Origin of the sequence: Ahniella affigens (assembly GCF_003015185.1) — a bacterium.
GTDB lineage: Bacteria > Pseudomonadota > Gammaproteobacteria > Xanthomonadales > Ahniellaceae > Ahniella > Ahniella affigens.
The window spans coordinates 3,138,938-3,165,631 of sequence record NZ_CP027860.1; the positions used below are offsets into that span (position 1 = coordinate 3,138,938).

General features: G+C 60.7%; 20 protein-coding genes and 1 other RNA gene. 2 read left to right on the top strand and 19 right to left on the bottom strand.

Annotation, left to right across the window (positions count from 1 at the left end; all coding sequences use genetic code 11):
- Positions 1–58: 58 nt before the first annotated feature.
- The 3 genes from C7S18_RS12075 to C7S18_RS12085 form a co-directional block, all read right to left on the bottom strand.
- Positions 59–832 (bottom strand): BPSS1780 family membrane protein, encoded by a 774-nt coding sequence (locus tag C7S18_RS12075; RefSeq protein ID WP_106891807.1) that lies wholly within the window; start codon positions 830–832, stop codon positions 59–61.
- 153 nt (positions 833–985) lie between these two features.
- Positions 986–1,852 carry a hypothetical protein gene (locus C7S18_RS12080; RefSeq protein WP_106891808.1) on the bottom strand — a complete coding sequence of 289 codons (867 nt, stop codon included), beginning with the start codon at positions 1,850–1,852 and terminating at the stop codon, positions 986–988.
- A complete protein-coding gene (locus C7S18_RS12085; protein ID WP_106891809.1) occupies positions 1,839–4,907 on the bottom strand; it encodes a serine/threonine-protein kinase in 3,069 nt (1,022 codons plus the stop codon). Before C7S18_RS12085 ends, C7S18_RS12080 begins: the two co-directional genes overlap by 14 nt.
- Before the next feature lie 500 nt (positions 4,908–5,407).
- Between C7S18_RS12085 and C7S18_RS12090 the strand changes: the two genes are divergently transcribed.
- Entirely contained in the window at positions 5,408–6,145 is a 738-nt protein-coding gene (locus C7S18_RS12090; protein ID WP_106891810.1) for a TorF family putative porin, read from the top strand.
- 111 nt (positions 6,146–6,256) lie between these two features.
- Here C7S18_RS12090 and C7S18_RS12095 read toward each other — a convergent pair whose 3' ends face one another.
- Positions 6,257–6,742 carry an asparaginase domain-containing protein gene (locus tag C7S18_RS12095; protein ID WP_106891811.1) on the bottom strand — a complete coding sequence of 162 codons (486 nt, stop codon included), beginning with the start codon at positions 6,740–6,742 and terminating at the stop codon, positions 6,257–6,259.
- Positions 6,743–6,825: 83 nt separating this feature from the next.
- Between C7S18_RS12095 and rnpB the strand changes: the two genes are divergently transcribed.
- Positions 6,826–7,176, top strand: an RNA gene (rnpB, locus tag C7S18_RS12100) — RNase P RNA component class A.
- 251 nt (positions 7,177–7,427) lie between these two features.
- Here the strand turns inward: rnpB and C7S18_RS12105 are convergent.
- The 15 genes from C7S18_RS12105 to C7S18_RS12175 form a co-directional block, all read right to left on the bottom strand.
- A complete protein-coding gene (locus tag C7S18_RS12105; protein WP_106891812.1) occupies positions 7,428–8,789 on the bottom strand; it encodes a DegQ family serine endoprotease in 1,362 nt (453 codons plus the stop codon).
- A 131-nt stretch (positions 8,790–8,920) separates the two neighbouring features.
- Complete coding sequence (locus tag C7S18_RS12110) at positions 8,921–10,849, bottom strand: phospholipase D family protein (RefSeq protein WP_106891813.1); 1,929 nt, start codon at positions 10,847–10,849, stop codon at positions 8,921–8,923.
- The gene (locus C7S18_RS12115) at positions 10,846–11,484 is read right to left on the bottom strand and encodes a YceI family protein (protein WP_106891814.1); all 639 of its coding nucleotides are present in this window, start codon (positions 11,482–11,484) and stop codon (positions 10,846–10,848) included. Before C7S18_RS12115 ends, C7S18_RS12110 begins: the two co-directional genes overlap by 4 nt.
- Before the next feature lie 46 nt (positions 11,485–11,530).
- Entirely contained in the window at positions 11,531–12,010 is a 480-nt protein-coding gene (locus C7S18_RS12120; RefSeq protein ID WP_106891815.1) for a SixA phosphatase family protein, read from the bottom strand.
- Positions 12,011–12,776: 766 nt separating this feature from the next.
- On the bottom strand, positions 12,777–13,496 hold the full coding sequence (locus C7S18_RS12125; protein WP_106891816.1) for a DNA-methyltransferase: 720 nt from the start codon (positions 13,494–13,496) through the stop codon (positions 12,777–12,779).
- Between the two features lie 25 nt (positions 13,497–13,521).
- Positions 13,522–14,421 carry a hypothetical protein gene (locus C7S18_RS12130; RefSeq protein WP_106891817.1) on the bottom strand — a complete coding sequence of 300 codons (900 nt, stop codon included), beginning with the start codon at positions 14,419–14,421 and terminating at the stop codon, positions 13,522–13,524.
- Positions 14,421–15,272 carry a hypothetical protein gene (locus C7S18_RS12135; RefSeq protein WP_106891818.1) on the bottom strand — a complete coding sequence of 284 codons (852 nt, stop codon included), beginning with the start codon at positions 15,270–15,272 and terminating at the stop codon, positions 14,421–14,423. Before C7S18_RS12135 ends, C7S18_RS12130 begins: the two co-directional genes overlap by 1 nt.
- Positions 15,272–17,734: an SPRY domain-containing protein gene (locus tag C7S18_RS12140; RefSeq protein ID WP_106891819.1), complete on the bottom strand. Its 2,463-nt coding sequence runs from the start codon at positions 17,732–17,734 to the stop codon at positions 15,272–15,274. Before C7S18_RS12140 ends, C7S18_RS12135 begins: the two co-directional genes overlap by 1 nt.
- Entirely contained in the window at positions 17,734–23,559 is a 5,826-nt protein-coding gene (locus C7S18_RS24720) for a tape measure protein (protein WP_106891820.1), read from the bottom strand. The genes C7S18_RS12140 and C7S18_RS24720 overlap by 1 nt, the downstream gene beginning before the upstream one ends.
- A gap of 336 nt (positions 23,560–23,895) precedes the next feature.
- Complete coding sequence (locus C7S18_RS12150; RefSeq protein WP_106891821.1) at positions 23,896–24,216, bottom strand: hypothetical protein; 321 nt, start codon at positions 24,214–24,216, stop codon at positions 23,896–23,898.
- A 73-nt stretch (positions 24,217–24,289) separates the two neighbouring features.
- Positions 24,290–25,243: a hypothetical protein gene (locus C7S18_RS12155; protein WP_106891822.1), complete on the bottom strand. Its 954-nt coding sequence runs from the start codon at positions 25,241–25,243 to the stop codon at positions 24,290–24,292.
- A 5-nt stretch (positions 25,244–25,248) separates the two neighbouring features.
- Positions 25,249–25,476, bottom strand: coding sequence for a hypothetical protein (locus C7S18_RS12160; RefSeq protein ID WP_106891823.1), 228 nt, complete (start codon positions 25,474–25,476; stop codon positions 25,249–25,251).
- Positions 25,473–25,925 carry a phage tail terminator protein gene (locus C7S18_RS12165; protein WP_106891824.1) on the bottom strand — a complete coding sequence of 151 codons (453 nt, stop codon included), beginning with the start codon at positions 25,923–25,925 and terminating at the stop codon, positions 25,473–25,475. Before C7S18_RS12165 ends, C7S18_RS12160 begins: the two co-directional genes overlap by 4 nt.
- The gene (locus tag C7S18_RS12170) at positions 25,925–26,434 is read right to left on the bottom strand and encodes a DUF1320 domain-containing protein (RefSeq protein ID WP_106891825.1); all 510 of its coding nucleotides are present in this window, start codon (positions 26,432–26,434) and stop codon (positions 25,925–25,927) included. The genes C7S18_RS12165 and C7S18_RS12170 overlap by 1 nt, the downstream gene beginning before the upstream one ends.
- 3 nt (positions 26,435–26,437) lie before the next feature.
- The gene (locus C7S18_RS12175; protein WP_106891826.1) at positions 26,438–26,626 is read right to left on the bottom strand and encodes a hypothetical protein; all 189 of its coding nucleotides are present in this window, start codon (positions 26,624–26,626) and stop codon (positions 26,438–26,440) included.
- Positions 26,627–26,694: the final 68 nt, after the last annotated feature.

The window sequence follows — 26,694 nt, forward strand, 5'->3', positions numbered from 1 at the left end:
GGTAAACGTGGGGATGCGCCGACTCGCACAAAGCATGATGCCCGACTCGCATTCGCAATCAGTCGCCGAAGAAAATCTGGCGATACGCCACATAGGACACGCAGCAATACCAGGGCAATACCACGAGATACCCGAGCCCAAGAGTCAGCAGGAGTCCGAGCAACACCGAAATGGTCACCGTGGCAAGCAGCAGAATCGGTGCGACATTTCGGCGACAGCCGCGAAACCCGAGCCTAAGCGCCTGGATCAAGTCCTGATGATCGATTGCGATCAGCAATGGCGCAAACCATGTGAGGAGCGACACCAGGAACAGCACCAGCGTCATTGCCACAATCGCGACCAGCATCGTCACGAACAAGGCGTCCCCGTTGGCGAACAATCCGTTCCCGTCGCCGTAGCCTTCGCCTATCGCAATCAACCCAAAGGCAAGCGGCAGCATGATGGCAAATTGCACGAGGCCACTGATCACGCCGACCAGCGCCAATGGCCCCGGATGTCGCGAGAAGCCCGCCGAAATCTGTGCCAGATCGAGACTCTCGCCGAAGTTGAGCCGATCAGCGCCGACATAGAACCCGGCCAGCACGATCGGCATCAGCGCCTGCACCACCAAGCCGCCGAACGGGATCATGACGAAGAATGCGTAACCAAGACCCGCCAGCAGTGCCATCAGCACCCAGATTCCCGGCGCCAGAAGAAACATGCGCCAACCCTTTCTGAGCCAGTCGAACGCGGCGCTGGAAGGCAGCGCCAAGGGCTGTTCCAGCAGACCGGCGCCCGGCATGGACGCTGTCACGACACGCGATTGGGGCGCTGCGTAGGGGTTCTGATTCATTGCCACGCCGACACTAGCGGACGCTCTAACAGGTCGCAATGCGGAACGCGTGGTGGTCGCACCAAAGGCGCGCTTATTCACGCATCAAAGTGTCAGCGATGATGCGGGATCCGCCGTGCGCCTGAAAACCAGTTGCAGCGGCGCGATCGGAACCTAGCGTGCCGCCGCAAAAAACGCGCGGAACCGCGGCGAGAAGAACTGTGGATCGGCCTGCAACCCAGGTGCCGCCTGCTTGGCGGCGAGAACATCCTGAGTCGCTTGCGCACGCTGCTGAGCCGATGTTTGCCCGCCGAGCTCTGCCAATGCAAACAGACTGGCGGCCCGAACCAGATGCAAATGTGCTTTGGCCTTGCCACTCATCCCAGCCGGATTGGCGCGACTGGAAGCGCTGAAGCGACCACTGAGGTAGTCCGAAACCGCCTGCACCAAAGCCGCAGGGGCACCACTCGCTGGAACTGCTGGCGGGCTTGGCGGCGGCTTGCTGACCGGCGGATTGGCTTTTTGCTCGGGCGCAGGGGGCTTAGTGCCTTGACCGACGGGTGGTTTGCTCGGTTCAACGGCGACTGGCCGCGCAGGTTCGGTGACCGTCGGATTAGCCGGCGCAACCGGAGGCTTGCTGGGTTGGGTGCCGGCAAGCTGCTTTTGGCACGACTTCACCGCATCATCTGCCACGCCTTTGAAATCGCTCAAGGCAGCGATGACGGGCTCTGCGGCTGGATCTTTGAACCAGCGAAGCGCCCCCTGACAATCGTTGCTCCGATACGCAGCGAGCCCCAAGTAATATTGCGGCACATACGGCGCAAAACGCTGGCCGTACAGACGGACACGCACAGCCGGAGCGGTCGAGCCCGCCATGGCCTCGTGCATGTACCGCTCGACTTCGGGCCAATTTTCGTCGGTAGCCGCCTCCTGACCGCGCGCGTAGTCTTGCTTGTAGTCCGCCAATGCCATGGGCGACGCTGCCAACAGGACGAAGGCGAGCACACCAAGTAGGCCAAAGCGGCAGTCAGAGCCCGGCACGACGCAGGTACTCCTCTTTGCTCAGGGACGGAAAACTCGCAACGACCTGTACCTCGGACTTGGGTTTCAATTCGCCAAGCTGGGTCACTGCGCGCGCATTCGGGTGCTTGAAGATCACGCGGTACACCCCGGCCGGCACCGTCAGCACCAGCGGCGTGCTCCGATCAGCTGGCAACGTGACCGCCTGCGATGTCGTCGTGTTGGTGACGCTGTCCACCTCACCCCAAGGCGCCGCCAACAGCACCAGACGACCGGCCGACTCGGCAAGCCGGCGCGCCTCATCGTCGCGCAGCCGAGTGGCCACGTCGGCAAACTGTGTACGCACGCCGGGCAATGATGGATCCGTACTGAAGCGCTCCGCGTACTGACCCAACAGCTTTTCGAACACGGCGAGTTCGCTCAGGCTGGCCGACGATTGCGCCGCACCGAGCACCGCATCCAGGAGTCGTTTCCGCGCCGTCAGAGCATCCACGTCGCGGGCATTGGCCCGAAGCAGGGTTGCCGTCGTATCCAGTGCCTTGCTGAAGTCCTGCGGCGCCAACGGACGCGCTGCCGCGACTGCAAAAATCGACTCAACCTGCTTGCCTCGAGCCTCAGCCACGCTGCGCGCATTGATTTCGGTTGCCACATCAAGAGCGAGCTTCGCCAACCCTTGATCGGCCGGATGCGCTTGCCGTGCCTGGTCAGCCAATGCTTTGGCGGCATCCAGCTCGCCGCTATCAATAAATTCGGTGATTTTCGCTGCCGCCGTACCGGGGAGATCGCTCAAGAGCTTTCGCGCCTGTTCGTTCTGGCTGTCGAGCTTCAATACTTGTTCGGCAAGTTCTTTTGCGTTCTGGCCGGCCGGCGCGTACAGATCGCTGCGGAGCACTGCGTTCTGCGCCCCGGCCAGAGCCTGCGCGATCTTCCGTTCCGTTTCGCCAAGCTGGCCCTCGGCATCGGTCATCAGGCGCTTGGCGTCGGCGTTATTGGCATCCAGATCGATTACGGCCTTGGCGATGCGCAGCGCGCTGGCCGCATGATTGCTGCTCAGATCTTTGCGGGCGGCGAGCAACAGCGCGGTGATCAAGTCGTTACGGCGCTGTGCCAAGCCCGGGTGCGTCTTGCTCAAGGCCTCGGCAGCACTCAAAGACTCGGCAGCCGAGTCGCCTGCGGGTTCCAACAGCTTGCCCGCACGGATCTGGGCTTCGAGCTTCGTGTAAATCTGATTGATGCGACCATCCAGTTCGCGTTGCGTCTTGCGCGCGGTGATCTCGCTCTGCAGGGACCGCCAATCTGGATCGTTACCCAGATCGTTCGCGAGCGCTTGCAGACCCGATTCGGCAGCTGGCAGATCGTCTCCCAGCAGACTCTGCCGGATGGGATTCAGGACCGAATCCAGCAGTTTGCGACGGAACGTAACCACCTCAGCCTGCTTGGGCGCGAGCCGCTCGGCGCTGGTCAGCAGCGCGTAGGCACCATTGGCGCCAAAGGCCTGGCCACTGCCCAGCGCGCGCTCGGCTTCGGCCAGCAGCCGTTGAATCTCTGCAGCGTTGTCGCGCGCAGCTTGTGCGTCGGCGATTGCCTGTTGCAAGGCGCTGACCTCGGCATCATCGGGCGCAACGTCTTTTGCCGCATTCTGCAGAATGCTGGCACTCGAAAAATCCTCGCGCTTCAATGCTGCCCGCGACGCCTGAACCAGCGCCGACAGCAAGACTTGCTTGCGCTTTTCGGTCTCGGCATAGCGCGGTGCAAGTTCCAGCGCTGCCCGATAGGTATCCCAGGCATTGTCGTCAAATGGCGGCGGGGTCAGACGCCCTTCTTTGATTTGCGAATCCAGCACCTGCAAAATGGCATCGACCCGGCTCTTGTCACGCGGATCGATGTCCTCTTTGTCGCGCAGGCCAAACCACAGCCCCACGCCGATGATGATCGCCGCCAACACACCGAGCCCAGCCCACAGCGGCGCACGCGAGCGCGGCGTTACGGGCTCGGGCGGCGGCTCCGGCGTTGCGATCACCGGAGCCGGAATGCGCGGTGCCGACCGTTCGCCGGTGCGAGCGGCTCCGGATTGCGGTATCTGGGTCGGCGCCGTCGGCGTCGCCAGGCGGGCTGATTGCGGATTGACCTGCCCCGTGCGGCGAACACCGATCGGTTGCTGCAGATCGCCGGCAGTCTGCGAACTGATCGAAAAACCGAGCGCCCGCAATTGCTCGGACGAGCTCTGGTTGGGGTCTGCCTGCAGGCGGGCCCAAAGCGTTTCATTGGCAATCACCACGGCCTTCAGGGCCTTGGTGAATTCCTTGAGATTCAGAAAGCGGTCATCGCGGTTCTTCGCCAACATGCGATCGAGCACGGGCTGGAACTCGCCAAACGCGGGCGGCAACATTGGTGCCGGCGTGGTCAGATGCGCCATCAGCACAGCGATTGGGGTGTCGCCCGCAAACGGCGCATTGCCAGTCAGCAGCTCATAAAACATCACACCCAGGCTGTAGAGATCGGAGCGACCATCCACTTCCAGTGCGTTGATCTGCTCCGGACTCATGTAGGTCGGCGTGCCGACCAGCATCCCGGTCTGGGTCAAACGGGTCTGTTGCGCATCCTGTTGCTTGGCGATGCCGAAATCGGTCAAGACCGGCGTCGACTCGTCCCGGAACATGATGTTCGACGGTTTCAGATCGCGATGGATGACGCCATGGTCATGCGCGAACTGCAGCGCACCAGCGATTTGCACGACGATCGCGACCGCCTCGGCCAACGACAACCCGTCGCGCATCCGATCGTGCAGGGTGCCGCCATCGAGGTACTCCATCGCGATGTAGGTCGAGGCATCGCCCTTGACGATGTCATAGACCGCAACGATGTTCCGGTGTGGCAACTTGGCCAGCGTCCGCCCTTCCATCAGAAAGCGGCGCTCGAATTTGTCGACATCCTCGATGTTGCGGCGCATGACCTTCAGCGCCACCTTTCGGTCCAGAGAGGTCTGGATGGCCAGATAGACGACCGCCATCCCGCCCACGCCTAACTCGCGGACAAGCTCATACCCCGGGATGTTGACGTGCGGACTCGGACTCATGCAGGACAGATGGTTTCGGCGATCATAACATTCGTGGGGCTTCTGACCAGACCGGAGAAGAATGCCGTGTTGGCGGCAATTCCGGGCTGGTTGTCACGTGCAACGGCCGGACGCCATGATCGTTGACGGTTGCAAGCCATGCCCCGCCTCGGGCGCACCCGCACTGCACGGTCGCCTGAATTCGTATTCGGTCGGGACCGCAGCATGGTTTTCGGCCGGATGACGCCTCCCACTGGCGATTGGTCAGATTTTTGCTATGCAGCATAAAAACGAATCCGTTCAAGGCCTTACCATCCCGACTTCGCCACGCCTGGACCTTGCCGACCGTTCCATCCGACCCGGAGCGCACCGTTGTCCCGGGTCAGCACATGGCCGAATGGCATGAGTCGGCACCAATCTTTAGTTGTTAAAGACTTGTTCTCTTTAGGCCAGCGCGCATAAGCTCGGGCTGCCTCGGCCTGGTTTCACGGCCGCACACCGACAAAACAAGGAGTTGCCCCATGTTCAAAAAGTCCATGCTTGCCAGTGCCCTGCTGCTTGCCGCATCTGGTGCTGCCCTGGCCCAGGAAGACGAAGCGTCCGCCACCTGGACCACCACCCTGTCTGGCACGTTGACCTCCGACTACGTCTTCCGTGGCATTTCGCAGTCGCAGGAAAGTGCAGCGCTGCAGGGCGGCGTGACGGTCGCCCATGAATCGGGCTTCTATGCCGGCGTATGGGGTTCCAGCGTCGATTTCACGCCGAGCGACTCGGACTTTGAAGACGATGCCAACTTCGAGATCGACGTGTCAGCCGGCTACGCCTGGGAATTCGGCGAAGGCTTCAGCGGCGACGTCATGCTGGTGCGCTACTTCTATCCGGGAACGGAAGAAGGGTTCGACTACAACTACAACGAACTGATCGGCACGTTTGGCTACAACGATTTCGTGTTCGTCACGCTGGGCTATTCGAACGACGTGTTCAATACCGATGCCACCGGCATTTACTATGGCGTCAATGGCAGCTATGCCCTGCCGTGGTGGGAACTGGAAGTCACGGGCGAACTCGGCCGTTACGATCTGTCCGACGATGTTGGGCTGGAAAGCTACACGCACTTTGGCGTTGGCGTTGGCCGCAGTTGGGGCCCGGTTTCGGCCAGCATCAATTGGACGAACTCGGACGATAACGCCGAAGACAACTATGGCGAAATCGCTGACGCGCATTGGTTCGCGTCGATCTCGCTCGAGACCGACATGTAAGCAAGTGCCGACTCGGCCTCGCGCCGAGCCGAAGCAAAAAAGGCCGCCTTCGGGCGGCCTTTTACTTGGTGCGCTTCACCTGTCGACGATTGGACGATCAGCCGACTGAGCTCACACCGGTTCGAAGCGGTTCGCGTCGCGATTCTTGCGTACCTTCAGCGGATCCCAAACGCGGCCATTCATCGCGATATAGACGCCATCTGGCAAGGTCTGTACCGCACCGACTGCACAGCCGATATTGAACACCGCGTCGGAACCCATGAAGCGTGCCGGATTCAGAGCGCCCGTCAGCACGATCACCTTGTCTGGAATCGTTGTCAGCACGCGCGCCGTTTCGACCATCGTGTCGGTGCCGTGGGTCACCAGAATGTGCCGGGTCTCCTGCGCCGCAATCGTTCGGCGGATCAAGTCGCGATCGTCCTCGGTGACATGCAGGCTGTCCTTTCGGAGCAATGGGATCACCAGGAAACGAAACGCCACGCCGAGCGCCTGCAGGATGTCGCCAATTTGCGGTGCGCCAATCTGGTAATCCGACTTGTCGTCGAAATAGATCTTGTCGATCGTGCCACCCGTGGTGACGATGGTCAGGCGGTCCATGGACATGCGGTCTCCGAGGCATTCTGAACAGGCCCGGGATCATAGTGTGCACGCACATGGCATTGATGTCAGACTTATGACGCGGAGTCAGCCAGACCATCGCGGTGCGCGAGCATCGAGGAAAGTCCGGACTTCATAGGGCAGAATGCCAGGTAACGCCTGGGCGGTGCGAGCCGACGGACAGTGCAACAGAGAACAGACAGCCGAACGGCGCGCAAGCGTGCGTGGTGATGGTGAAACGGTGCGGTAAGAGCGCACCGCTTGCGGGGCTAACGCCGCAAGGCACGGCAAACCCCATTCGAAGCAAGATCAAATAGGGGAACGATACGGCGGCCCGTCGTGTTCCCGGGTAGATCGCTTGAGGCGGCCAGCGATGGTTGTCCCAGACGAATGATGGTTCTCGACAGAATCCGGCTTATCGGCTGGCTACGCACTATTGAGCGGAGAAAAATTTCCTGCGGAAATTTCTCTCCGGGAAGATCGAGGCCCGAGGCCCGCCGGGGAAAAGGCGTGACTTTTCCCCGGCGACGGCCAGTTGTCACCCGTTGTAAATCGCCCATCCTGGGCGACTTACAACTCGCGAGTCCGGCGCATGTCCGGACTCGCTCTCGCCGAATCAATCACTGGCGTGATCGATTCGCGGTTGCGCCATCCCTGGCGCAAATCAAAGTGCTGCAATGGTTTGCTATTCCATCACTACGTAGAAGGCTTGGTTGCCGCGGACGACGGTTAGGACGATCTGTCTCGGTTTTTGTTCGATGTACTGTTCGAACTGAGTCAGATCGGCGATGGCGGCGCGGTTGATGCCGCGCACGAGATCGTCTTTTTGGAGGCCGACCTGTTCGGCTTTGGAGCCGGGGGTGACGCGGGTGACCAAGACGCCGCTGACGCCTTCGCGGGTGTACTTGTCCGGCAGATCACCGAATTGGGCGCCGCTCAGGCGTGGGTCGAGGCGCTCACCGGACAGTTGGCGCAGCTCGGCTGGCTTTAGCACGGTCGGCACGTCCAAGGGCTTGCCGTCGCGGACGATCTTGACGATGACGCGTTGGCCAACCGGTAACAACGCTTCCGCGTTAATCAGCTCTTGCACGCTACCGATGGCCTTGCCATTAAGCGCAGTGATGACGTCGCCGACCTTGAGGCCGGCCACTTCCGCGGGCGAGTTGGCCAGCACGCGCGTCAAAACCACGCCAGCGTGCATCTTGACGCCTAGCACGGTCGCCATTTCCTCGCTGATGTCCTGGCTTTCGACACCCAGGCTGCCGCGCTTGACCTCGCCAAACTGCACGAGCTGCCGGATGACCTCGCGAACCAGGTCGGCTGGTACGGCAAAGCCGATACCCACGTTGCCACCAGACGGCGTGAAAATAGCCGTGTTGATGCCAATGAGCTCCCCGCGCAGGTTGACGAGCGCGCCGCCCGAGTTGCCCGGATTGATTGAGGCATCGGTCTGGATGAAGTTCTGAACGCCCACGCCGCGCAGGCCGGAGCGCCCAAGGGCCGACACAATGCCGCTCGTGACGGTCTGACCCAGACCAAACGGATTACCGATCGCCACAACGAAATCGCCCACCCGCAGCTTTGACGAGTCGGCGAGCGGCAAGGCATGCAGGTCTTTGGCGACAACCTTGATCACCGCAATATCGGTCTCGGGATCCGTCCCAACCAACTCACCATTCAAGGTGCGGCCATCGGCCAGCGTGACCTTGATGTCCTGCGCGTTCTCGATCACGTGGTTGTTGGTCAGCACCAATCCTTTGGCAGCGTCAACGATGACACCCGAGCCCAGCGAGCGCTCCACTCGCTCGCGCTGCGGCTGGTTCGGCGCGCCAAAAAACCGGCGAAAGAACGGATCATCCCAAAACGGATCGCGGACTTTGACCCGCGTTTCCGTGTTGATGTTGACGACGGCGGGCTGCACGCGCTCGATCATGGGCGCGAGCGATGGCATCGGCTGACCATCCACGACCGATGGTAATTGCGCCAGCACCGGCGTGGTGGAACAGGCAAACAGGATCGCACTCAGGCAAAACAGGATTCGGCGCATGGTGTATTCAGAGCTGAAGATTGAGGGTACAGACCACGATCGCGGCGCCGGGTTCCCGAATCGTCGCGCTGGACGCACAGTATGCGCGCAATCGCCAGGTTTCAAGGCGGCATCGAATCGCCGCCGAGCCTTCACAGAATGGGTGTCAGACCCACGCCGAACGCCGTCAGGATCCGGGTGTAAATAGCCTTGGTCGACAAATTGACCTCAGGGAAGTCCCCAACGCGCACATAGCATTCCAGGAAATGCGGATCATCGCGCCGCAGTGGTGTGCATTCGGGCTTCAACTCGTAGCTCGTTGCATAGCGCCAGGGCCACACGTCGAACAACGGCAGCCACTCGGTCGCCCGCTCGACTGTCTGATTGAGCGGCGTCAAGATTCGGACATCGGGCTTTCTGGCCACGACCCAACTTTGCTCCGGCGCCATGTCGGCCTCGATTTCGAGCGCGAGCGCATTGGCGAAGCGCCGATCCCAGACGATGATCCCGTTCTCCGTGTTCAACCACGTCGATCGCGGATCAAAATTGTGCGAGCCGATAATACCGATCTCCCGATCGATGACGATTGACTTGGAGTGCAGGCTGCGCCTTGGAATGGCGCGATCAAGCGGCGGCGCGCGTTCGCGCACGATTCGTATCGAGCTTTTGACAAAATTGGGTGGCTTGGCGTTCAGCGCCGCATCGGAGTAGCCAGGATACGGCTTGAATTCGTGCAACTCAAAGCCCAAGTCCTCCAAATACAGGCGTCGATGCTTGTGGGCGACTGCGTAGACTGGCCACGCGTCCGTCGCCGCCAAGCTGTTCGACGACACGCGCTTTCGGAGATCCGGTTTGGTTGTTGCGAGTTTCAGAAACGCATCGCGTGCCGGCCGTGACAGCACCATGTAGGGCGTTTGCAGCAACAAGTCGGTATCGGCTGACTCGATCAGCTCGACCATGCGCAGGCTCAGATCACGCCGCGCATCCAGGCTGACAAACGGTTTGTCTGGCGGATCTGAGAAGTAACTGACCTGGGCCGCTTCCACACGTTTCGCCCGCATGCCTTCCAGCCATTCGGGATCCAGCGCCAGGTCGATGAACCGTTGCATACGCGGCGCAATCGGCACTTCCGCCGCCAACATTGGCCTCAGGTGCGGATTCGCCAGTTGACTCTTGGCGACATCGTTGAGCTGCCAAAGGCTCCGCGTTCGCGGATGGGACCAAAATTGGTCGAACGACGCGCGCATCGTCAGCGTCTCGGGCCCGATCAGCAGCACATCGCGGTCGTGATAATTGAAGTCGTGGCCGAGATCAAAGTAGTGATCGGAGATATTGCGGCCACCCAGGATGGCCAAGCGATCGTCAACGAGCAGGAGCTTGTTGTGGCTGCGTTGATTGAATCGTCGGAAACAGCAAACGATTCCAGCGGCAAACTCCAATGGCGCTGTCTGCGCTTCGTTGAAGGTCGGATTGTAGACACGCATCTCGAAATTCGCGTGGCTCTTGTCGAGGCGGGCCAGCAACTTGCGCCCATCGAGCGAGAACAATTGGTCCAGAATGATCTGAACCCGGACGCCGCGTTCGGCGGCTTTGAGCAACTCGTGCAGGATCAGATTGCCGGTGTCATCGGGATCAAAGATGAACGTCTGCATCGCAATACTATGGCGCGCGGCACGAATGAGATGAACGCGCGCTGCCAGCGCGTCAGTGCCGTCTTCGAACAACGTCAACTCATGCACGGACGCCGCCGAGTCGCCCGCAATCGCGAGGCCGTCGGCATCACGCTGCCAAGCCGAGCTCAGCGCGCAGTGATTCACCGGCTCGTCGCAATGAATCTCGGTGCGGCGTTCGGACGTGACGATCGATTCGGCTTCTCGATACAGCTTGTGCCGCGTGGCACAACCAGGGCCAAGCAGCAGTGCGACGCAGACCACACCAAGCAGATGCAGATGCAGATGCAGGTAACGGGCCGGCAGCGTGAACTGCCAAGTGCGCATGGCTTGACTAACGGGCCACACGCGCACCGCCCGCATGATGTGGGCGAATCGGTCCAGCCGGAAGTGTCCCCAGGGGCTGATCATGGCGTCAACGGTTCGAGATAGAGCGTTATCTTCATCGAAACCGTGTCGGCCAAGGTGAACGAATGCCGATCCAACCCAAACCGTGAGCGCTGGATGTCCGCCTCCAGGTCGAGCTCGCAGGCTTTGGGCTCCCTGAGGTCACAGGTACTTCGGGCCAGCTTGAAGCGCTGGCTCGCAGTGCTGCCATGCATGCCGAGATTGCCGTCGATCCCCTGCCCGACCTCCAGCGCCGCAAGCGACTGGGTTGGCGCGAGCGCGGCTTCGAACTCGATTTCCGGAAATCGCTCCGCATCAAAAAATTCATCAGACAACGCCCAGCGGCGCTTGTCTGGCGAGCGCATTTTGAGCCCCGACATGGGGACCAGTACGCGAACAGAATCGAGGGTATGACCGCGACTAACCAGCCCACTCAAATCGGCAAACTGCCCGCGAATCGGAATCATCGCAAGCGCAAGTATCTGGAAATCGGCCCGCGATCGACTGCTATCGACCCGCCAGACTAGCAAGTCGCTTGCTTTCGGTACCGGGATGGCCGCGGTGGGTTCCGGGCTGGTATTCGGAACCGTGTCAGCAAAGGCGACAGCGGCAACCAGGCAGCCGGCAACCACACCCGCCAGGAGTGCCCACCAGCGCATCAGGCCACTGCCGGGAGCCGCTCGGTGATGCCCCCGGCCGCCATGTTCAGGGCCACCAGAACGCTTTGAGGCTACCCTGCCCCGGCTCGACTTCACCTTTCGGAATCTCAACCCAGGCGATGCCGGCGGTGGTCATTCCCCGAAACTCGCCGGTACGCCCCTCGCAGAGCAATGCAACCAACTGTTCGAGCCCGGGGTTGTGACCGACGAGCAACGTGATGCCATCGGCCGCATGGTCGTTGAGCACCTCCAGCAGTGTGCCAGGAGTCGCCTCATAAATACGCGGATCGGTGACCAGGCTGCCGTCAATAGCGGCGCTGACCAATTGCGCAGTGCTGAGCGCCCGCTGCGCCGGAGAGCTGATCACCCGCGCGGACTGTTTGCCGATTTTGTCGGCCAGCCACGCGGCGGCCGCGGCCGCGTCGCGCTCGCCATCGGCGGTCAGCCGCCGCGAAAAATCCCGGCCGTCCGGACCTTCGGATTCCGCCTTCGCATGTCGCAATATCACCCAGATCCGCTCGGCCATGTTGTGTTCTCAGGTTCAAGGAAGCCTGATCATCCGGGCAATACGCATTTGGATCAAGCCGGAATCATGAGCCGGGCCCGAAAATTCACCACCACCGGACCGATGCGGACCGTCCATGGCCCCTACCGACGCTGCATTTGTTCAGAGATTCCCAAGGGAGCCTCCGAACAAGTTTAGAGGCGATGCGGGCGATGGATGGCCCGCCCAGAATCAAACACGCAAGAGATATTTGCCGTGTGTAGCAAGCGTGGTTGTGGGTGGTGCCAATCTTGGTCGCAAGTACCCCCCTCCCCGACCCTCCCCCGCGATCGCGGGGGAGGGAGCGCTCCCTCTCCCACGCGAGTGGGAGAGGGCTGGGGAGAGGGCTACTTGCCACACTGCACCGTCGTGAAAATCGCGCATCGTCGCTGACAGTTTGATGCGCGAATAAGCGCACCAAAGGGGCGGCTGGACTCCCACGCGAGTGGGAGAGGGCCGGGGAGAGGGCTACTTGCCATACTGCGCCGTCGCATGTAAGCGGCCACTTGCTTTGAACAACTTGGCCACATGAAATGATCAAGGCCGGTCCAAGGGTTAAATAGGGGTTTAAAAACGTTTAACCGCCCGTCAAACGGGCAGCCAATCCACAGGGCCAGTCCGGCGTGCCGACCAAGTAGGGACCCCAGCCAAACCGCCAGGCTGAGCCACCTGCGCAAACATACCAATCAAGCACGGGCACGGGGTTTCCCGTCAAGCGCGCGCAGACCAGCCGTAACAGTCTCGCACGCTACCGCGAAGATTCGCGGCACTTCTCGATCAGGACAGCCTCCTGCGACTCCGCCGCCGCAGCGATGCCGGTCTGGCCGCTGCCGCAGAACGGATCAACCACAACGCCGCCGCTGCCGGCAACCTTGCACAACGTCCGCAGAATACTAACCGGCTTTTGTGCAGCGTGAACGCGGCAGCTAGTCGCCGGCGGCGCCGCACTCAACAAGCCAGGATGATACTCGGCGCCTTCAGTGCTTGTGTCCCTAGGCCCGTTCGTCGCCCAGAGCACATATTCACACTGAGCACGAAACCGATTCGGCTGGGGCCGGGCATTGAGCTTGTCCCACGGCACAACGCCGCGCCACACCCAGCCACCAACCTGCAGAGCGTCGGACATTGCAGGAATCTGCCGCCAATCCGAGAACACACAAGCAATACCTCCGGGCTTCGTGATGTCCAGGCAGTGACCCAACCAAACGCTAGCCCACATCACAAAGCTGCGCTGGTCCCGATTGTCACCGAGAAAGTCAGGGTACTGCTTTGCTGCGTCCGAGCTCACATACTTGGTGGACGTTGACGCAACACGATCGGAGCGCGCCATACCCCCCGATGAATATGGCGGATCGGTAACGACTGCATCAAACGGCCCGAGCTCGGGCAGCAGCAGCGAGGAATCGCCACGATAGAGCGTAACAGGTCCGATTCGGACGCGCTTTGTCTTACGAATCAGCGTAGCCATACGCAAACCTGAAAACCCACAAGCATCAAAACAAGTCCTCCATGGATAAGTCGCAGCTGTACAGATACTCCCCAGCAGGGTTACGCGCAGACGGTTGCAAACGCACTTCGTCCAACAATCGACCCCACACCGAAAACGCTTGCATGAGATTCACATCGGCTTGCGCTGTGCCAGTAGTCGACCGCAACATGGCGACCAGCTCCGACGATCGACCAGCACGAAACAACATGTCCTGAATCGACATGTTTGTCAGGTACGGAAACGACGCCGGATGCATTGGCCCAGCAATCGCGGCCGGCTCATTGACTCCAGCCATCCGAAACCGCAGCGCCTTCCTTCGAAAAGCAGGGATGCGCGACCACGTTGGATAGTCTCGTGGATCACTGAGCGCGACGCCGCTTGCCGTCTGCTGTGGCTCACGCGACAAGATTCGGCACGTCCACCCGGTAGCTAGCCACGTTGTGAAATCGATCGCGGGCCCAAAGAAGACACGCCCCAGCTCGCGACCCTGCGCCAATCGAATCTCCAGCCGAATCGACGATGTCAACACAATGCCGCCGTTGACTTCGTAATATGCTCTCGACGGCAATCCACGCGCAGCCGAATTGACTGCAAGCGTGCGCGTCCAAAGGGTCGCGCTGTCGCTATTTCGCTTGATCGTGACAACCGGCGTGCCGAGCACACCAGTATCAGGCGGCGCGACCAACGCGAGCACTCGCGCGACCCGATTATCTTGCTCCGTTGCGCCACTGAGCTGAATCGTCAACGTCGAAAAGCCGCTGCCGTCATTAGGCGCAATCCAGCTTTCGAACGTCCCCTCCTTGAGCACGTTCGCGGGACCATAGCCAGCCATCGGGCTGCCGGTGCATGACGCCGTCACGCCAGCATAGTCGATCCAATTCACATAGCTAAGCAGCGCAGCCATCAGAATTCCTCGATCCGCACGCGTTGTGTGAACAACGGACCGGCTGCGCGCACCAAGCCAGGACTGTCGACGACGCGCCCAAATATGGCCGTCCTGATCATTGCCAGCGATGGTTCCGTCCATGTCGTCGCATTGAAGGCGGGGCGCGGAATAGCCAGGACTTCAGTCGAACGGCCAGAGTACGCCAACGCTTCGAACGTGCTTACATCCGCGTCATACAAGCCGAGCACGTTGGTGCGCACTGCATTCTCAGCTTCCAGCGATGAAACCTCTATCCAACGCCGTCGCGACCGCTCCAACATCCGCGCTTGCCCAAGCGAACCGAGTTCAATCAGCGAATCATCGGAAACACCCATCGGCGGAACTGGCGCGTCGATCTGTAGCGCAGCGCTTGCCCAAAGGCGCCAGCAGACAAACGGCTCCGGCAGCGTCGTGTTTGTATCCGGACCCAGCCAATCAAACTGAATATAACCGGCCATGACAGGCGATGGCAGAATGTAAATCCAGTGCGACGGCCAGGCTGCCGCTTCGTTGATGCAATCAGCGATCCCCGTCGCAACTACTGACGATCCCGCATTGCTCGTGCGCAATGTAAATTTGATTTTGTATTCAAGCGGCAGATTGTGCCCGATGACCGCAAGCACTTGCACCGGCACTTGCCCAACGCCAACGTCCAGCGAATACCCGGACGTCCCGCCAGAGACACGCGTAGAAGAAAAAGGGATGCCGGCATATGGTTGCCGCAGTTCGTCGAGTCCACAGATAGCCGCGCCAGCCGCAGTCCCAAAGTGAGTGCCAACGTCTGTCGGATCATCCAAATATGCCAACCAGTTGCGCAATGCCAACAACATCAGCCCCACCCCTCGATCGTGACGCGTTGGGAAAAGAAAGACTGCTCGATGCCTACCGCCAGCAACGACTTGCCGGAAGCTAGATCGAGCCGTGGCGCAGTCACGCGCAACGTGTTACCAGGACGCAATGTAAGCGCCGCGCTGACATCAAGCATTGCCGGAATCGAATAGAACGCGCGCTGCTCAGCATAGAGTGTGGCCACGCGATTAACTTCCGCCGCCGCGTCCGCGCCAGACTGCAACAGTGTTTCAACGATTGTGGCCTTGTCTGCGTGCTTATAGTACGGATGCACCACGCCAACCGCCCGACGAATCTCCTGGAACTTCGCTTTCAGCTTCTCGCGTACATCGGGCTGCACGGCCGTCACGAAATCAGAATCCGAAAACTGTGACCAGGTTCGGGCCGCGCCCATCATCGTCGACAACGCCGGAGCGTCGTCAGGCTTGACGCGAATCTCATCATAAAGCCCGCGCTCGGTCAGCGAGAGATGCGGCGTCGTCGCCGGCGCCTCTAGGCGTCCGGCCGTAATCTGGCCCAAACGGTCAACCGAAATCCACCCGGTGTAACCGGTCATTGTCATGCGCAGCACATCACGAATCGTCGTCGCGTCGCGAGTATGGTAGGCGCTTGCGTAATGCGCCTTTGCGTCGAGAGCGGACACCGACGCCGAATCGATATCCCCAACGTCGAGCTCGCCACGTGTCACAACAAGATGCTCGATCCACTGCGGCAGGTATTGAACTGGCTGCACGGGGTAAACATCGACGCTATTGATCGAGACGTTGCTATTGCTGGCAGAGTTGACATGAAGCACAAGCGCCGTTTCGCTTGCGCCTGGCGTGATCGTGATGCGGTGCGTCCCAGCAGCCGAAATAGCGCCATGCTCCGTGCCCAACGTGTTTGCAGCCGTCGCACTGGAAACCCTCAGCGTTCCGGATACATAGGCACTAACGACGACATCGCAGAAGTAAGTCTGGCCAGGTGTCAACACGCCAGCCTTCCCGAGCAGCACGGTGCCGCCGCCGCCCGTGTTCCGGAGCTGTGCAGAACCTGCCGGCGACTCATGCACACCAACAATTGCCGATGTTTCGCCCGTTACAGTCCAGCCGCTAGGATTTGTCGACCAGGTCGCCGCAACCCACGATGTGAAGTCGCCATCGGCGCCGATCACTTCCGCGCCCAGGATGCTCTCGCCGATCGCCGTCGCAGTGACCTTTCCCGCTGGCACGTTTGTCAGCGCAAAGCCATTGCCGTATCGCGTGAAGTCGATCTGCTGCGTAAACGGGTCGGCCTGGTCGAACACGTCAACGATGACGTGATCGGGGTCGTCGTGCAGGTCATATCGTCGATTGACCGAATCAGTCTGTGGTGGGTCGATGTGCATACACCGCCCAAGCGTGACCGGCTTTGGTCGCTCTCTGAGCAGCACGTTAGGTGTTGCCGAATCATAGACGCTCGACTGCAACGGCCGATCCAACTGCGCGAGCACATCGGCCATGACAAGGCTAACGGTGTCAGCCCCGAAGTCGACACGTTCCGCGATGCCTTGCGCCCAGATTGCGCAAGCACTGGGGTCAATCCGGCACTGCTTGGCAGTGCCATACCTGAGCGTTACCAATGCGTTCCGGAACTCCAGTCCGCGCCATGAGTCCAGGCCGCGATCGCGATTCGCGAAAACCAGATCGCCGATCAGCGTTGCTGATGCGTCACCACCCCATGGCCAGCACGATACGCGCCTGGTGAGCTTAGGGTCGGCGTTGCGCATCAAACGCGCCAGATAGAGCGTATTGGCTGGAGTCGCTGTTGGCAGCGTGATCACGGTTTCGCTCGCCAAGTATTTCGTTGCCGGTGTCGATGCGGACACGGCCCAAACACCAGAAGACGCACCATCTGGCACAGCGTAAACGAAAGCAGTCGCGCCGAAGTTCGCAGTGATCGCGTGGCCGCTTACAGTGAACTGCGCGCACGGATACCAACTGCCGCTCAGGCCCGTTGCGACGATCACCCAAGCACCACCAGCGATCGCGACACGATACGTGCCGGCGTCCAAGTCAAGATGGTGACGCACGACGTTGCCTGTCGCCACTGTGCCGGCGTCACCAGTCACAGCACCTTTGTATCGCACCTGGCCATCCTGGCCAGGTCCCGCAGCAGAGTTGCCCGCGCCATCCGTGCCGAGTTGTGTCGACCCGATGGCAAATCCCGTTCGCGCGATGCCAGCAGCGAGCACATAGCCTGTGCCAGAAGCGAACGCAAGCGCTGTTTCCCAATACCATTGTCCGCTACTCAACACTTGCACCGAGCGCACGCCGTTGTAGTTTGCGGTCGCAGTTGCAGACGCGATCAAATTCGAACCAGACAACGCACAGCCGGCAGTCTTGTCAGATGCGTTCCAAGTCGTATAGACCCGCGCACCAGGTTGCATCGCATCGATTTGAATGAGCAGGACGCGGGATGTCATCAGAAGCCCCCACTAACGCGTGAATATCCGCCAGCCTTGACCGAACTCGAAACAACCTGCGCTGCATCGGCCGTAGCATCAACAATGGCGCGGCCCGAGCGGTCGACAGTGTCGGAAAGCCGGTCGCCGTTCTCGGCAACGATTCGACGCAACTCGATGACCTCAGCTTGCAGAGCAGTCAGCAAGTCAATGACCTTCGCGCTTTGGTCGCCGGCAAGGCCACCAAGCGCCGATTTGCCAGCGCTTGCGGTCGTGGGCGCCTCTGCCTGCAGGGTCGCGAGGATCGCGCGCAGCAAGTCGTTTGCGGTCGCTGTATTGGCATCAACGTTTTCGAGTAGCACCAGGTCCGACAACAGCTCGCGCGTCTCGGGGTCGACCGACTCAAGATATGGCGCCAACTGCAACCGGAACTGCTCGGGCAGTGTGTTGGTCAGCTGATTGAGCCGCTCCAGCTGCTCGGCTGCTTCCGCCTGCGTCGCAGCGTTAATAAACGCTTCCCACGTCGGCCGAATCTCTTCCGCGATCCCAGCAGGAATCGACGCGAGCCGTTCTTCGAACGAATCGTTCAGCAAACTGTTTTGGTCGGCCAACTGGCCCAAGTTCAGGCCCAGTCGGCCAGCTAGTTCGGCGAGCTCAACGTTCAGCGTGTTTGCAATGTTTGCAAGCTGCCCGACTTGCTCGACGGTTCGCGCCTCTGCCGTCGCGCCCAAGTCGCCGACGAATTGCGCCAGGTTCACGCCCAGCCGATCAGCAACGGCGAGCCACGACTGCCGCTCAACCTGTGCCAACTGACTGATCTGCGATGCCAGTTCATTCGCAAGCTGCAGCCGTCGCTGCGCGTCCGCTTGTGCGTCCAACGCATCGCGCTGAGCATAGAGCGCCAGCAGCTGCGCGCTTGGGACCAGCTCGACCTGCGTTTGCTGCTGGCCTGCCGAGTACGGGTTCTGAATCGCATCAATGCGGTTGTAAAGCGCCTCGGACAGACTATTGAAGTCTTGCCCTGATGCTTCACGGCCGCGCACCAAGTTCAGATAGATGTCCGCCAAGCCGGACAAGCTATTCAACGCCTCGATGTTGCCGCCCTGAGCTGCCGCGATCGCAACGTTTAGCTGCCGTTCTACCTCAGCCAGTTGCTGCTCAGGGTTCAGGAACGAATTCGGGCCAAACTTCCAACTTTGCAGGCTCTGCTTGACGCTCGCGAGCCCTTGCTCGAATTGCTCAAACAGATTAACGACGTTCTCAGTCAAGCCACCGACTGCGCCGCCGCCCTCCGCCTCCAAGCGCGCGATCTCGGCCTCGATCGCCGTGCGACCTGTATAGCCGAGTTGCTCAATCAGCGACCGCGCGGACTGCTCAAGCTCTTGGATCGCTTGCTGGACCTGGCGCGCTGCCCACCGATGAATCAGCGCGAGCTCTTGCTCGGAAGCGCCAGCCCTGCCGGCCGCGCGCGCCAGTTCGTTGGCTTGGCCAATCGCCTGCGCATATTGGCTGCGGATTTCGATCAGCCGCGCATCAAGTGCATTCGCAGGACCAGCCTCGCCAAGTTGCGCGGCAATGTTCAATAGGAACGCGCTGTAATTGCGCTCGGCATTCGCGACCTGATCGCGCGCTGCAGCAAGCTGCAGCAGCGCTTGCCCGAATTCGAGCCATTGCACAACCTGGCCAGGTTGCAGCGTCGGCAGTGCCGCTTCAAATCGCGCCCGGAAATCGTTCGCCGAAATAGCGGCATCGAGCCCGAGCGTTGCCGCCCGTGCCGATACATCCGCTTGAATCTGCGCAACGGAATTGATCGCGCGCTCGCCCTGCGAATAGAACCCGTCGAAAAAGCTCTGCCAAAGCGCTTGCGCGCGGTCGAGCCCGCCAGCCGCGTCGACGATGCTCTGCGCGAAGCGAACCACGTCCTCGCGCGTGCGATCCAGCGTCACACCAGAAAGCCGCAGCGCTTCATCCAGCAGGCTCGCGCTGCGATATACCCGGACATAGGTTTCTGACAGTGATTCTTCACCGCGCTGCAGATCCTCAATCAGATCTGTCAGCTGCGTCAGTGTCCCGCCCTGGCCGAGCAGCGCGCGCCCCTTGACCACGTCCTCCTGCGCTTGCAGAAGAAACTGAGCGCCTTCCATCAACATTTCAGCGTCGCTTCTCCATCGCTCTGCAATGCGATGCACTTCATTTGTCAGCGCCGCGGCCGCACCAACAGCGCCGCTGTTGGCGCCCGGACCCAACCCTTCGCCGCCATCGCGGATCGTAAAGCGCCCGACCTGTCGATCGAATGCCGCGCGGATGTCATCAGGATTGGCACCACCAACAAGCAAGTCGCTGACTTGCTCCGGTGTCAGCACGGGTGGCGCGCTAGATACAGCGTCACCCACTGAACGCGCGACAACGTCAATGATGGCCTCAGCCGCAATACGTGTTCCGGCCAGCTCCGCAGACGTCTCTTTGATGCGCTCACCGAGCACTGTGACCCAGTATTCAGTCGACTTGACTCGCCCCTTTTTGTCGAACTTTTGGATTGTTTCCAGACTTGCTTGAATCACTGGCGGAACTTCGATCTCCACTCGCCGAGCCGCATCGATCATCACATCCTGTACCGATGTGAAGAGCCCCCGCGCCGCTGCAATCATTTCTGGCGTTGCAGGTTTTGGCTGGTTGTCACGCCGCAGTCCACCAAAGAAAGCTGCCTGTCTCTCACGTTGTAACGTTAGCGCCGCGCTTGAACCATCTGGACCAATATTGAGTGCTGTGGTCGCGCCTTTAGTCTGCCATTTCGTACCGAACAACTTCCCACCTGAAACAGCGTCAATGATGGCCAACGCGGCAACGATCCAGCCAACGATCGGAATCGCGGCAGCTGCACCAGCCGCACCACTGACCGCACCACCGGCTGCCGCACCAATACCAGCGCCCGTGGCTGCACCCGCTGCACCACCGAGCAACGCGCCATAACCAACAGTTCCGAGCGCATACCCCGCATAGCCATAGCTGGCCACGCGGGCTGCCGATGCGGCCCCATTGTTGCCAGGGTTTTGCAATCCATATGCCACGCCGGCAATGGGGCCGAGAACGGGCAGCGCAGGCCCAATCGTTGACGCGAAACCAGACAGCGCGCCACCACTACCGCCCAAGCCGAGAAGTTGCGCCAGGCCACCCGTGTTCGATCCCGAGACAGACGCGCCGCCCGAGTTCCCAAACACCAGGTTGCCCAGGTTCGCCAGTAAGCCACCTTGGCTCGACCCGGTCGAGCCGGAGACGAAACTCGCGAACGCATTGGTCAGCGCGCGCTGAGCCAGCAGCGCGAACACCTGCGCGACCCATTGTTTAAGCGCGTTTAGTGCCTGGTTCAAAAAGTCTTTGAAGCCACGGAAACCGCGACTCACCCAGTCACCGAATGCCTGCGCCACTGAATTGATGGCACTCGACCACGCTTGCTGGAACTGCTTCGCGTATTCCTGCTGCTTTTGGATCGCTTCGCCGCGTCGATAGAGCGCCGATGTCGTCTGCTCGATCTGCGATCGTTCTTCAGGGCTCAGGTTTCGATTGAACCGCTCCAGCGACAGTTCTTCGGCCTGGCGTAGTGCCTGCCGGATCTCGCGCTGCTCATTCGAAAGCCGCAGCGCCTCGACTTCATCACGCAAGCCGGCCGTGACTTCGTTGGCAATCGTTGGCTTGCGTGCTTCTGCCGCCAGCTTCCGCTCGATCTCTTGTGTGACCTGCGCATAGGCAGCGGCTTCAGCAGCGAGCGCCCGCGTGACGCCCGCCTGGATCGTCGCTTCATCACGCTTGGCCGTGCCCATCTTGCGCGATGCTTCAATAGCCTTCGCGCCCTCGCTCGCAATCTCTCGAATCCGCTTGATGTGATCGGCTTCGGCGCGCGCCAATGGACCAGCCACTTCGGCCTCTGCGGCCTCCGCCTTCTGTGTCAGTTCCTGCAGAGCTGACCCGTATTGATTGGCTGCCGCTGCGGCACGGCGTGCCTCGGCCGCCGCTTTCGAGTCATTGCCCGCGAGCCGCTCCAATTCTTCGCGCAATGCCTTTGTGCGCGCTTCCAGCTCTGCCTTTGACGCTGCGTTGGCGTCAGTCGCTGCCGTGTCTTGGTTGGCTTGCTGATTCAGGCGCTCGAATGCGTCGGTCACATCCAGAACAGACTGGTCCCAGCTCGCGCGAACCGCGTCGATCTGCGTCGTGATTTGATCGCGGCCGGACCTGATTATGGCCAGCGCGCGCTTGTCCGCGTTGACGATCGCCTCAGCAGCACCCACGAAGTTGAACGCCAGCAGGTTCTTCTGATATTCGCGAATGCCCTCGATCGAGCTCTTGAATAGCGCCGCTATGGTCCCCGTCACGATGAACGAGACCTCGGCCATTCCGGCGACGGTCGCAGTCAGCCCTTCAATAGTGTTCTTGGCTGCAGTCGCGCCAATAACAATGATCTTTAGACCAGAAGCCAAAACGTCTGCACTCTCGCCGCTCTTGTTCGCTGCGGCAGCCTCCTGCAGCAACGTATCGGCGACGCCCTTCACGACGGCAGCAAGCGCAGACGACTCGCCGCTAGTGTTCATGAGTGCGTTAACGTACTCACCCCAAGCGTTCGACGCTTGCTGAGTCGCGGCACCTACCGTCGCGGGAAACGTCGACAGCTCAGATTTGAGTTTATCGGACTGCAACAGAATCGCTTCAGCAATGATGCCCGAAGTCAGTTTCTGTTGCTCCGCGAGTTTTCGCAGCTCGCCGACACCAATACCCAGACTGTCGCTCAGCGCTTTGACCAGGCGCGGCGAGTTTTCCATCACACTGCGGAACTCATCGCCACTCAGCACACCAGATGCAAAGGCTTGGGCCAGCTGCATGACGCCGGCAGCAGCGCTTTCAGACGATCCGCCGCTCAGGCGCGTTGCGGCCGTGATGGCCTCTGTCAGCTGGAGCTGACGCGCTTGCTCCAGCCCGAGCGACTTCGTCGACTGCGCGATGCGCGTGTAGAGTTGAGCCACTGATTCGAACGCGGTCGATGCACGTTGTGCAATCGCGAACGTCGCCTGCCGTGCCGCTTGATATTCCTGCTCAGACTCAGTGGCCAGCCGCAATCGGGCTTCAATCGACGCGATCGCGTCAGACACTTGAATCAAGTCGCGCAGCACAGCGCGCGCACCGGCCAAGCTTGCCCACAGTCCGGCCAGGTTCTGAATGCCGTTCAACGCACCCTGAAGCTTGCGAACTTGCGCTTCGACGGCACCGATGTCAGCAGCAGCAGCGCGAATGCGACTGCCGGACGAACCAAGGCGACCCAGGTCGGCATCGATTCCACGCGTCGCCGTCGAGACACTGCCGGCCGCACGAAGCATCTCGCGCAGTCCCGTTGCACCTGCGCGGCCTGCTGCAGCGGCCGAGTTGCCAGCTTCCACCGAGTCTTGGCGCAGCCCTTGCATCGCGATCGACGCTGACCGCGCGGATACCTCGACGCGTTCGAACGCTGCTGCGGCGCGATCACCCGCGCTGGCCAGGGAGTGCGTCGCCGCGCGCGTATCGCGCACGTGCTTGGCAGCGGTCGCCGCATTAGTCGCAATCGAGCTCAGACCCTGAGCCGCACCACCGACCCCCTTCGACGCTTGCGCGCCGATCTGCCCGACATCTGTTTGCGCTTGACGCGATGCGGCCGACACTTTGGCCAGCGCCGCGCCCATCGTACTGAACGCCGTATTCGCCTGGCTCGATGTTTGCGCCGCGGTCTTGCTGATCTGCTGAGTTTCCGCGCGTGCAGCGCGAGCGGCACTAGCGAGGCTAGTGCCGTCTCCTTTCAGATGTAGCCGTGCAACCAGTTCCGTCATGCTACCGGCGTCTGGCGTTCAACACATTTAGCGCGGATGCTTCCATCACGCGGACCTGCAGCAGCAGGCGTTCGTTCAGTGTGAGCCCGATCGTCCGCGCCACGGCTTCGATTTCCGTGGCGGGCACAGGACAATGAAACACTCCCGCGAGCGTTGCCGCGATCGGGAAGCGCAGCCCCTGAAAAACTTGGACCGCTTTCCAGTTGTGCGCGTATACCTCGATGCAACGGTTATTCCTCTCTCTGATCGCGGCGACGACTTCGTCGGGCAGGTTCGGGTCATTGCGGCGCAGCTCTGCAATTTCGAGTTCCGCACTAGGTCCAGGTGTCGCGAGTGCTATCGCGACTTCCTGGAGTTTTTTCCGACCGGGTCCTGCTTGACTGCATCAAAATAGTCGGTAACGATCGCAGGGCGAACGCAGTCGTGACAGGCTGCAGTCTCGATCGCATCCTCATCGTTTTCGGCGTCGTCAATACCCTCGATTTTGACGACTAACATACGCACATAGTCATCATCATTCATCGTAGGGTCGTGCTTACGCACACCCAGTCTGTAGGTGACTTTAAACTTGTACAGGTCTGGCTTGCCTGAGTCGTTCGGGATCTGCACTTCGAGCGGCCGTGTGAATGTCGTTACTTTCTTCAACAACTGTGCCATCTGCTTCGGCTCCTGGTTTTAAAAGCTGGCGGGGCACCATGCCCCGCGCAGCGTGACGACTGGCGGGCACTGATTAGGTGCCGCCTCCAAATTCGATTTTGATTTCATCGTTGCCCGTGAGCGGCAGCGCTTTGTATGGGATTTCATAGGCGATATCGCCTTCCCACTCGACTTCCTTCGGAATACCGAGCTGCGCATTGGTCACAAACAATCCGACCCGTGATTCCGGCGTGCCCGTGATCGCAGTCACCCAACTGATCGGAACCTTGGTCTGGTTCTTCCACAGATTCCAAGGATTGATCGTGCCGAACGAGGGGCGCACAATCCGAATGATTCCGGACGGACGGCGGTCCGTGATCCGCGCGATTCGCGCTTCCGAATGCTCTTTGACCTTCAACTCAGTGTTGAAATCCAGGCTGAAATAAATACCTTCGACCGTGATCCCGTTGATTGTGACGAAAGCGTTTTCTTTCGTAATCGGCGTCGCCGGATTCGTGAACGCTGAATAGTCTGGATTGACGAAGGCTTGCTCGACCGCTTCCAGACAGTCACCTTCGAAGCGCACCTTTGCCATGGTGTACTTTTTCATTTCAGCGACGAAGCCAGACCAAGACGCGCGACAGCCCTTCATGGTCTTGAGCGTGCTGCCATGCTGGAACAGCGCCGTAGCACTTGGGATCGCGGCCGCAACCGGCGTATAACGTGCCAAGGCAGGCGGACCGACCACTAACGTCTCTGCCATGCTTCCGACGCGAAGTGCGAGCGAAAGGGGCGATGCCTGCCCATTCGTCACTGCGCCGATCAGTGGCGTCGAACCTTCGATGAACCCCTTCACGCCAACGGGCACGAATGGGTTTGCGCCAAATGTTGGCCGGTCATACGGAATTTCGAGTTCTTCAGCCTCGATGTTTGATTGCCCGTCGACCAGCCGCAGCGCATTCGCCACGAACGTCGGGTTTGAGTCGGTGCCTTCGACGGACTCGACTTTGAGCGCAATCGCGCGTGTCTGAAAGGTCTCCAATGGCATCGCGATTACTCCTTACCGTTGCTGTCGGCGCCGCTTGCTTCGGCTGCCGGTTTGTCGTTGTCGCTGCGCCGCGCACTGCGCTTCGCCGCTTCCGCTTCAGCCAGAGCAGTCTTGCCCGGGTTCGGCTTCGTGTTTTCCTGCTCGGGATTCGGCACCAACTTGCCGTCTGCGCCCAGAATCCAACTACCGCCTGATTGCGGCACCGGGTCGGCCTTTCTTCGCTGCCTGCTCATCCGTACTTCTCCTTTCGGTATTGAGTCCAGAAACCGTGCTGCACATAGAGCATGCCCTTGGCCTGCTTCAGCACATCACGCGTGCGGTGTTCCAGCGGCAGCAGCGCCTCGGGATGCGACCAGGCGACAAGCGCTGCAACCACCAAGCGCTCGATGTCCGTGGACGTTTTCTGGACTGCGCCGCCAGTGGTCGCGCCCCGAAGATTCGACGACACCACCACGACGCCGAACGATGCGTCCGTCTTTTGGTAGAACGCGCCCGTCGATCCGTTGTTTGGTTTCGATCGCTCCGGGCCAAGCACGACATACGCTGCCGGCATTGCCCTTGGCGCTTCGCCTTCAAGCACCGAGTCCAAGTCAGCGGCACCGTCAACCAACTTCAGGTCAGGCACCGCGCTGGCCAGGTGAGTGATGAGCGGTTGCACGTCGAGCGGTCCAAGGAATGACATCAGTAGTCCGCCAGCGTCGTCTGCGTGAACGAGCGCCCAGGCGCATCGATCAAGATTTCCGAATCGACATCATTGACGACGGGATCGGATGCGCCCAGGGACAGCTTGCCGTCGCGAACCTGCTCAAGAAAGCGCAACGCGTCGCGATAGCGAAGCGCTGCACTGTCTTCAGAAGGCTTGCCGATGCGATCGCCCAGCAGACGGAACCACACGATGTCGAGCACCCAGCCCTTCAGGACGCCAGGCACTGGCGACAGCGGCAACACATATCGGCCGGCCAAGTAGCCATCGACCAACTGCTCCGTCGCCGCGAGCTCTGCCGATACAGTGGCAAACGCTGCGTCGGCCGCGTCAATGGCGTCGGTGGGATAGCCAGCCCGCGCGCCACCGGTAAGCGTCAACCGCATCAGCTCAGCCGGCACCACCGCAAGATGCGATGGCGTGCAAAGCTGCGCGACCTTTTCAGGATCGCGCAACACGGCAATGTCGGCAGCGGTCAGGTATGCCACGGCTTACTCGCTGATCGCACCGCAAGCGAGCAGGGACGCAGCATCAGCCGGCGTCAGCGTGATGCTTTCGCCTTGCTTGTACATCCGCGTCGTCAGCTTGCCCTTTGCATCCGCTTCGCCGTGATTGATCGGCGTGTTGACGCGATACGCCTTCGATTCCGGCGCCTGCGCCTTTTCGTTTTCTTTTGCCATTGCTTACTCCAGAAGTGAGATGTGCGTCTGATCAGAACAGGGCGACAGTGCCGCCCTGTCATGGATAC

Excerpts from the sequence above, each read along its gene's own strand:
- C7S18_RS12075 (WP_106891807.1), bottom strand. The coding sequence starts at position 832 with ATGAATCAGAACCCCTACGCAGCGCCCCAATCGCGTGTCGTGACAGCG.
- C7S18_RS12085 (WP_106891809.1), bottom strand. The coding sequence starts at position 4,907 with ATGAGTCCGAGTCCGCACGTCAACATCCCGGGGTATGAGCTTGTCCGC.
- C7S18_RS12090 (WP_106891810.1), top strand. The coding sequence starts at position 5,408 with ATGTTCAAAAAGTCCATGCTTGCCAGTGCCCTGCTGCTTGCCGCATCT.
- C7S18_RS12095 (WP_106891811.1), bottom strand. The coding sequence starts at position 6,742 with ATGGACCGCCTGACCATCGTCACCACGGGTGGCACGATCGACAAGATC.
- C7S18_RS12105 (WP_106891812.1), bottom strand. The coding sequence starts at position 8,789 with ATGCGCCGAATCCTGTTTTGCCTGAGTGCGATCCTGTTTGCCTGTTCC.
- C7S18_RS12110 (WP_106891813.1), bottom strand. The coding sequence starts at position 10,849 with ATGATCAGCCCCTGGGGACACTTCCGGCTGGACCGATTCGCCCACATC.
- C7S18_RS12115 (WP_106891814.1), bottom strand. The coding sequence starts at position 11,484 with ATGCGCTGGTGGGCACTCCTGGCGGGTGTGGTTGCCGGCTGCCTGGTT.
- C7S18_RS12120 (WP_106891815.1), bottom strand. The coding sequence starts at position 12,010 with ATGGCCGAGCGGATCTGGGTGATATTGCGACATGCGAAGGCGGAATCC.
- C7S18_RS12125 (WP_106891816.1), bottom strand. The coding sequence starts at position 13,496 with ATGGCTACGCTGATTCGTAAGACAAAGCGCGTCCGAATCGGACCTGTT.
- C7S18_RS12130 (WP_106891817.1), bottom strand. The coding sequence starts at position 14,421 with ATGGCTGCGCTGCTTAGCTATGTGAATTGGATCGACTATGCTGGCGTG.
- C7S18_RS12135 (WP_106891818.1), bottom strand. The coding sequence starts at position 15,272 with ATGTTGTTGGCATTGCGCAACTGGTTGGCATATTTGGATGATCCGACA.
- C7S18_RS12140 (WP_106891819.1), bottom strand. The coding sequence starts at position 17,734 with ATGACATCCCGCGTCCTGCTCATTCAAATCGATGCGATGCAACCTGGT.
- C7S18_RS24720 (WP_106891820.1), bottom strand. The coding sequence starts at position 23,559 with ATGACGGAACTGGTTGCACGGCTACATCTGAAAGGAGACGGCACTAGC.
- C7S18_RS12150 (WP_106891821.1), bottom strand. The coding sequence starts at position 24,216 with ATGGCACAGTTGTTGAAGAAAGTAACGACATTCACACGGCCGCTCGAA.
- C7S18_RS12155 (WP_106891822.1), bottom strand. The coding sequence starts at position 25,243 with ATGCCATTGGAGACCTTTCAGACACGCGCGATTGCGCTCAAAGTCGAG.
- C7S18_RS12160 (WP_106891823.1), bottom strand. The coding sequence starts at position 25,476 with ATGAGCAGGCAGCGAAGAAAGGCCGACCCGGTGCCGCAATCAGGCGGT.
- C7S18_RS12165 (WP_106891824.1), bottom strand. The coding sequence starts at position 25,925 with ATGTCATTCCTTGGACCGCTCGACGTGCAACCGCTCATCACTCACCTG.
- C7S18_RS12175 (WP_106891826.1), bottom strand. The coding sequence starts at position 26,626 with ATGGCAAAAGAAAACGAAAAGGCGCAGGCGCCGGAATCGAAGGCGTAT.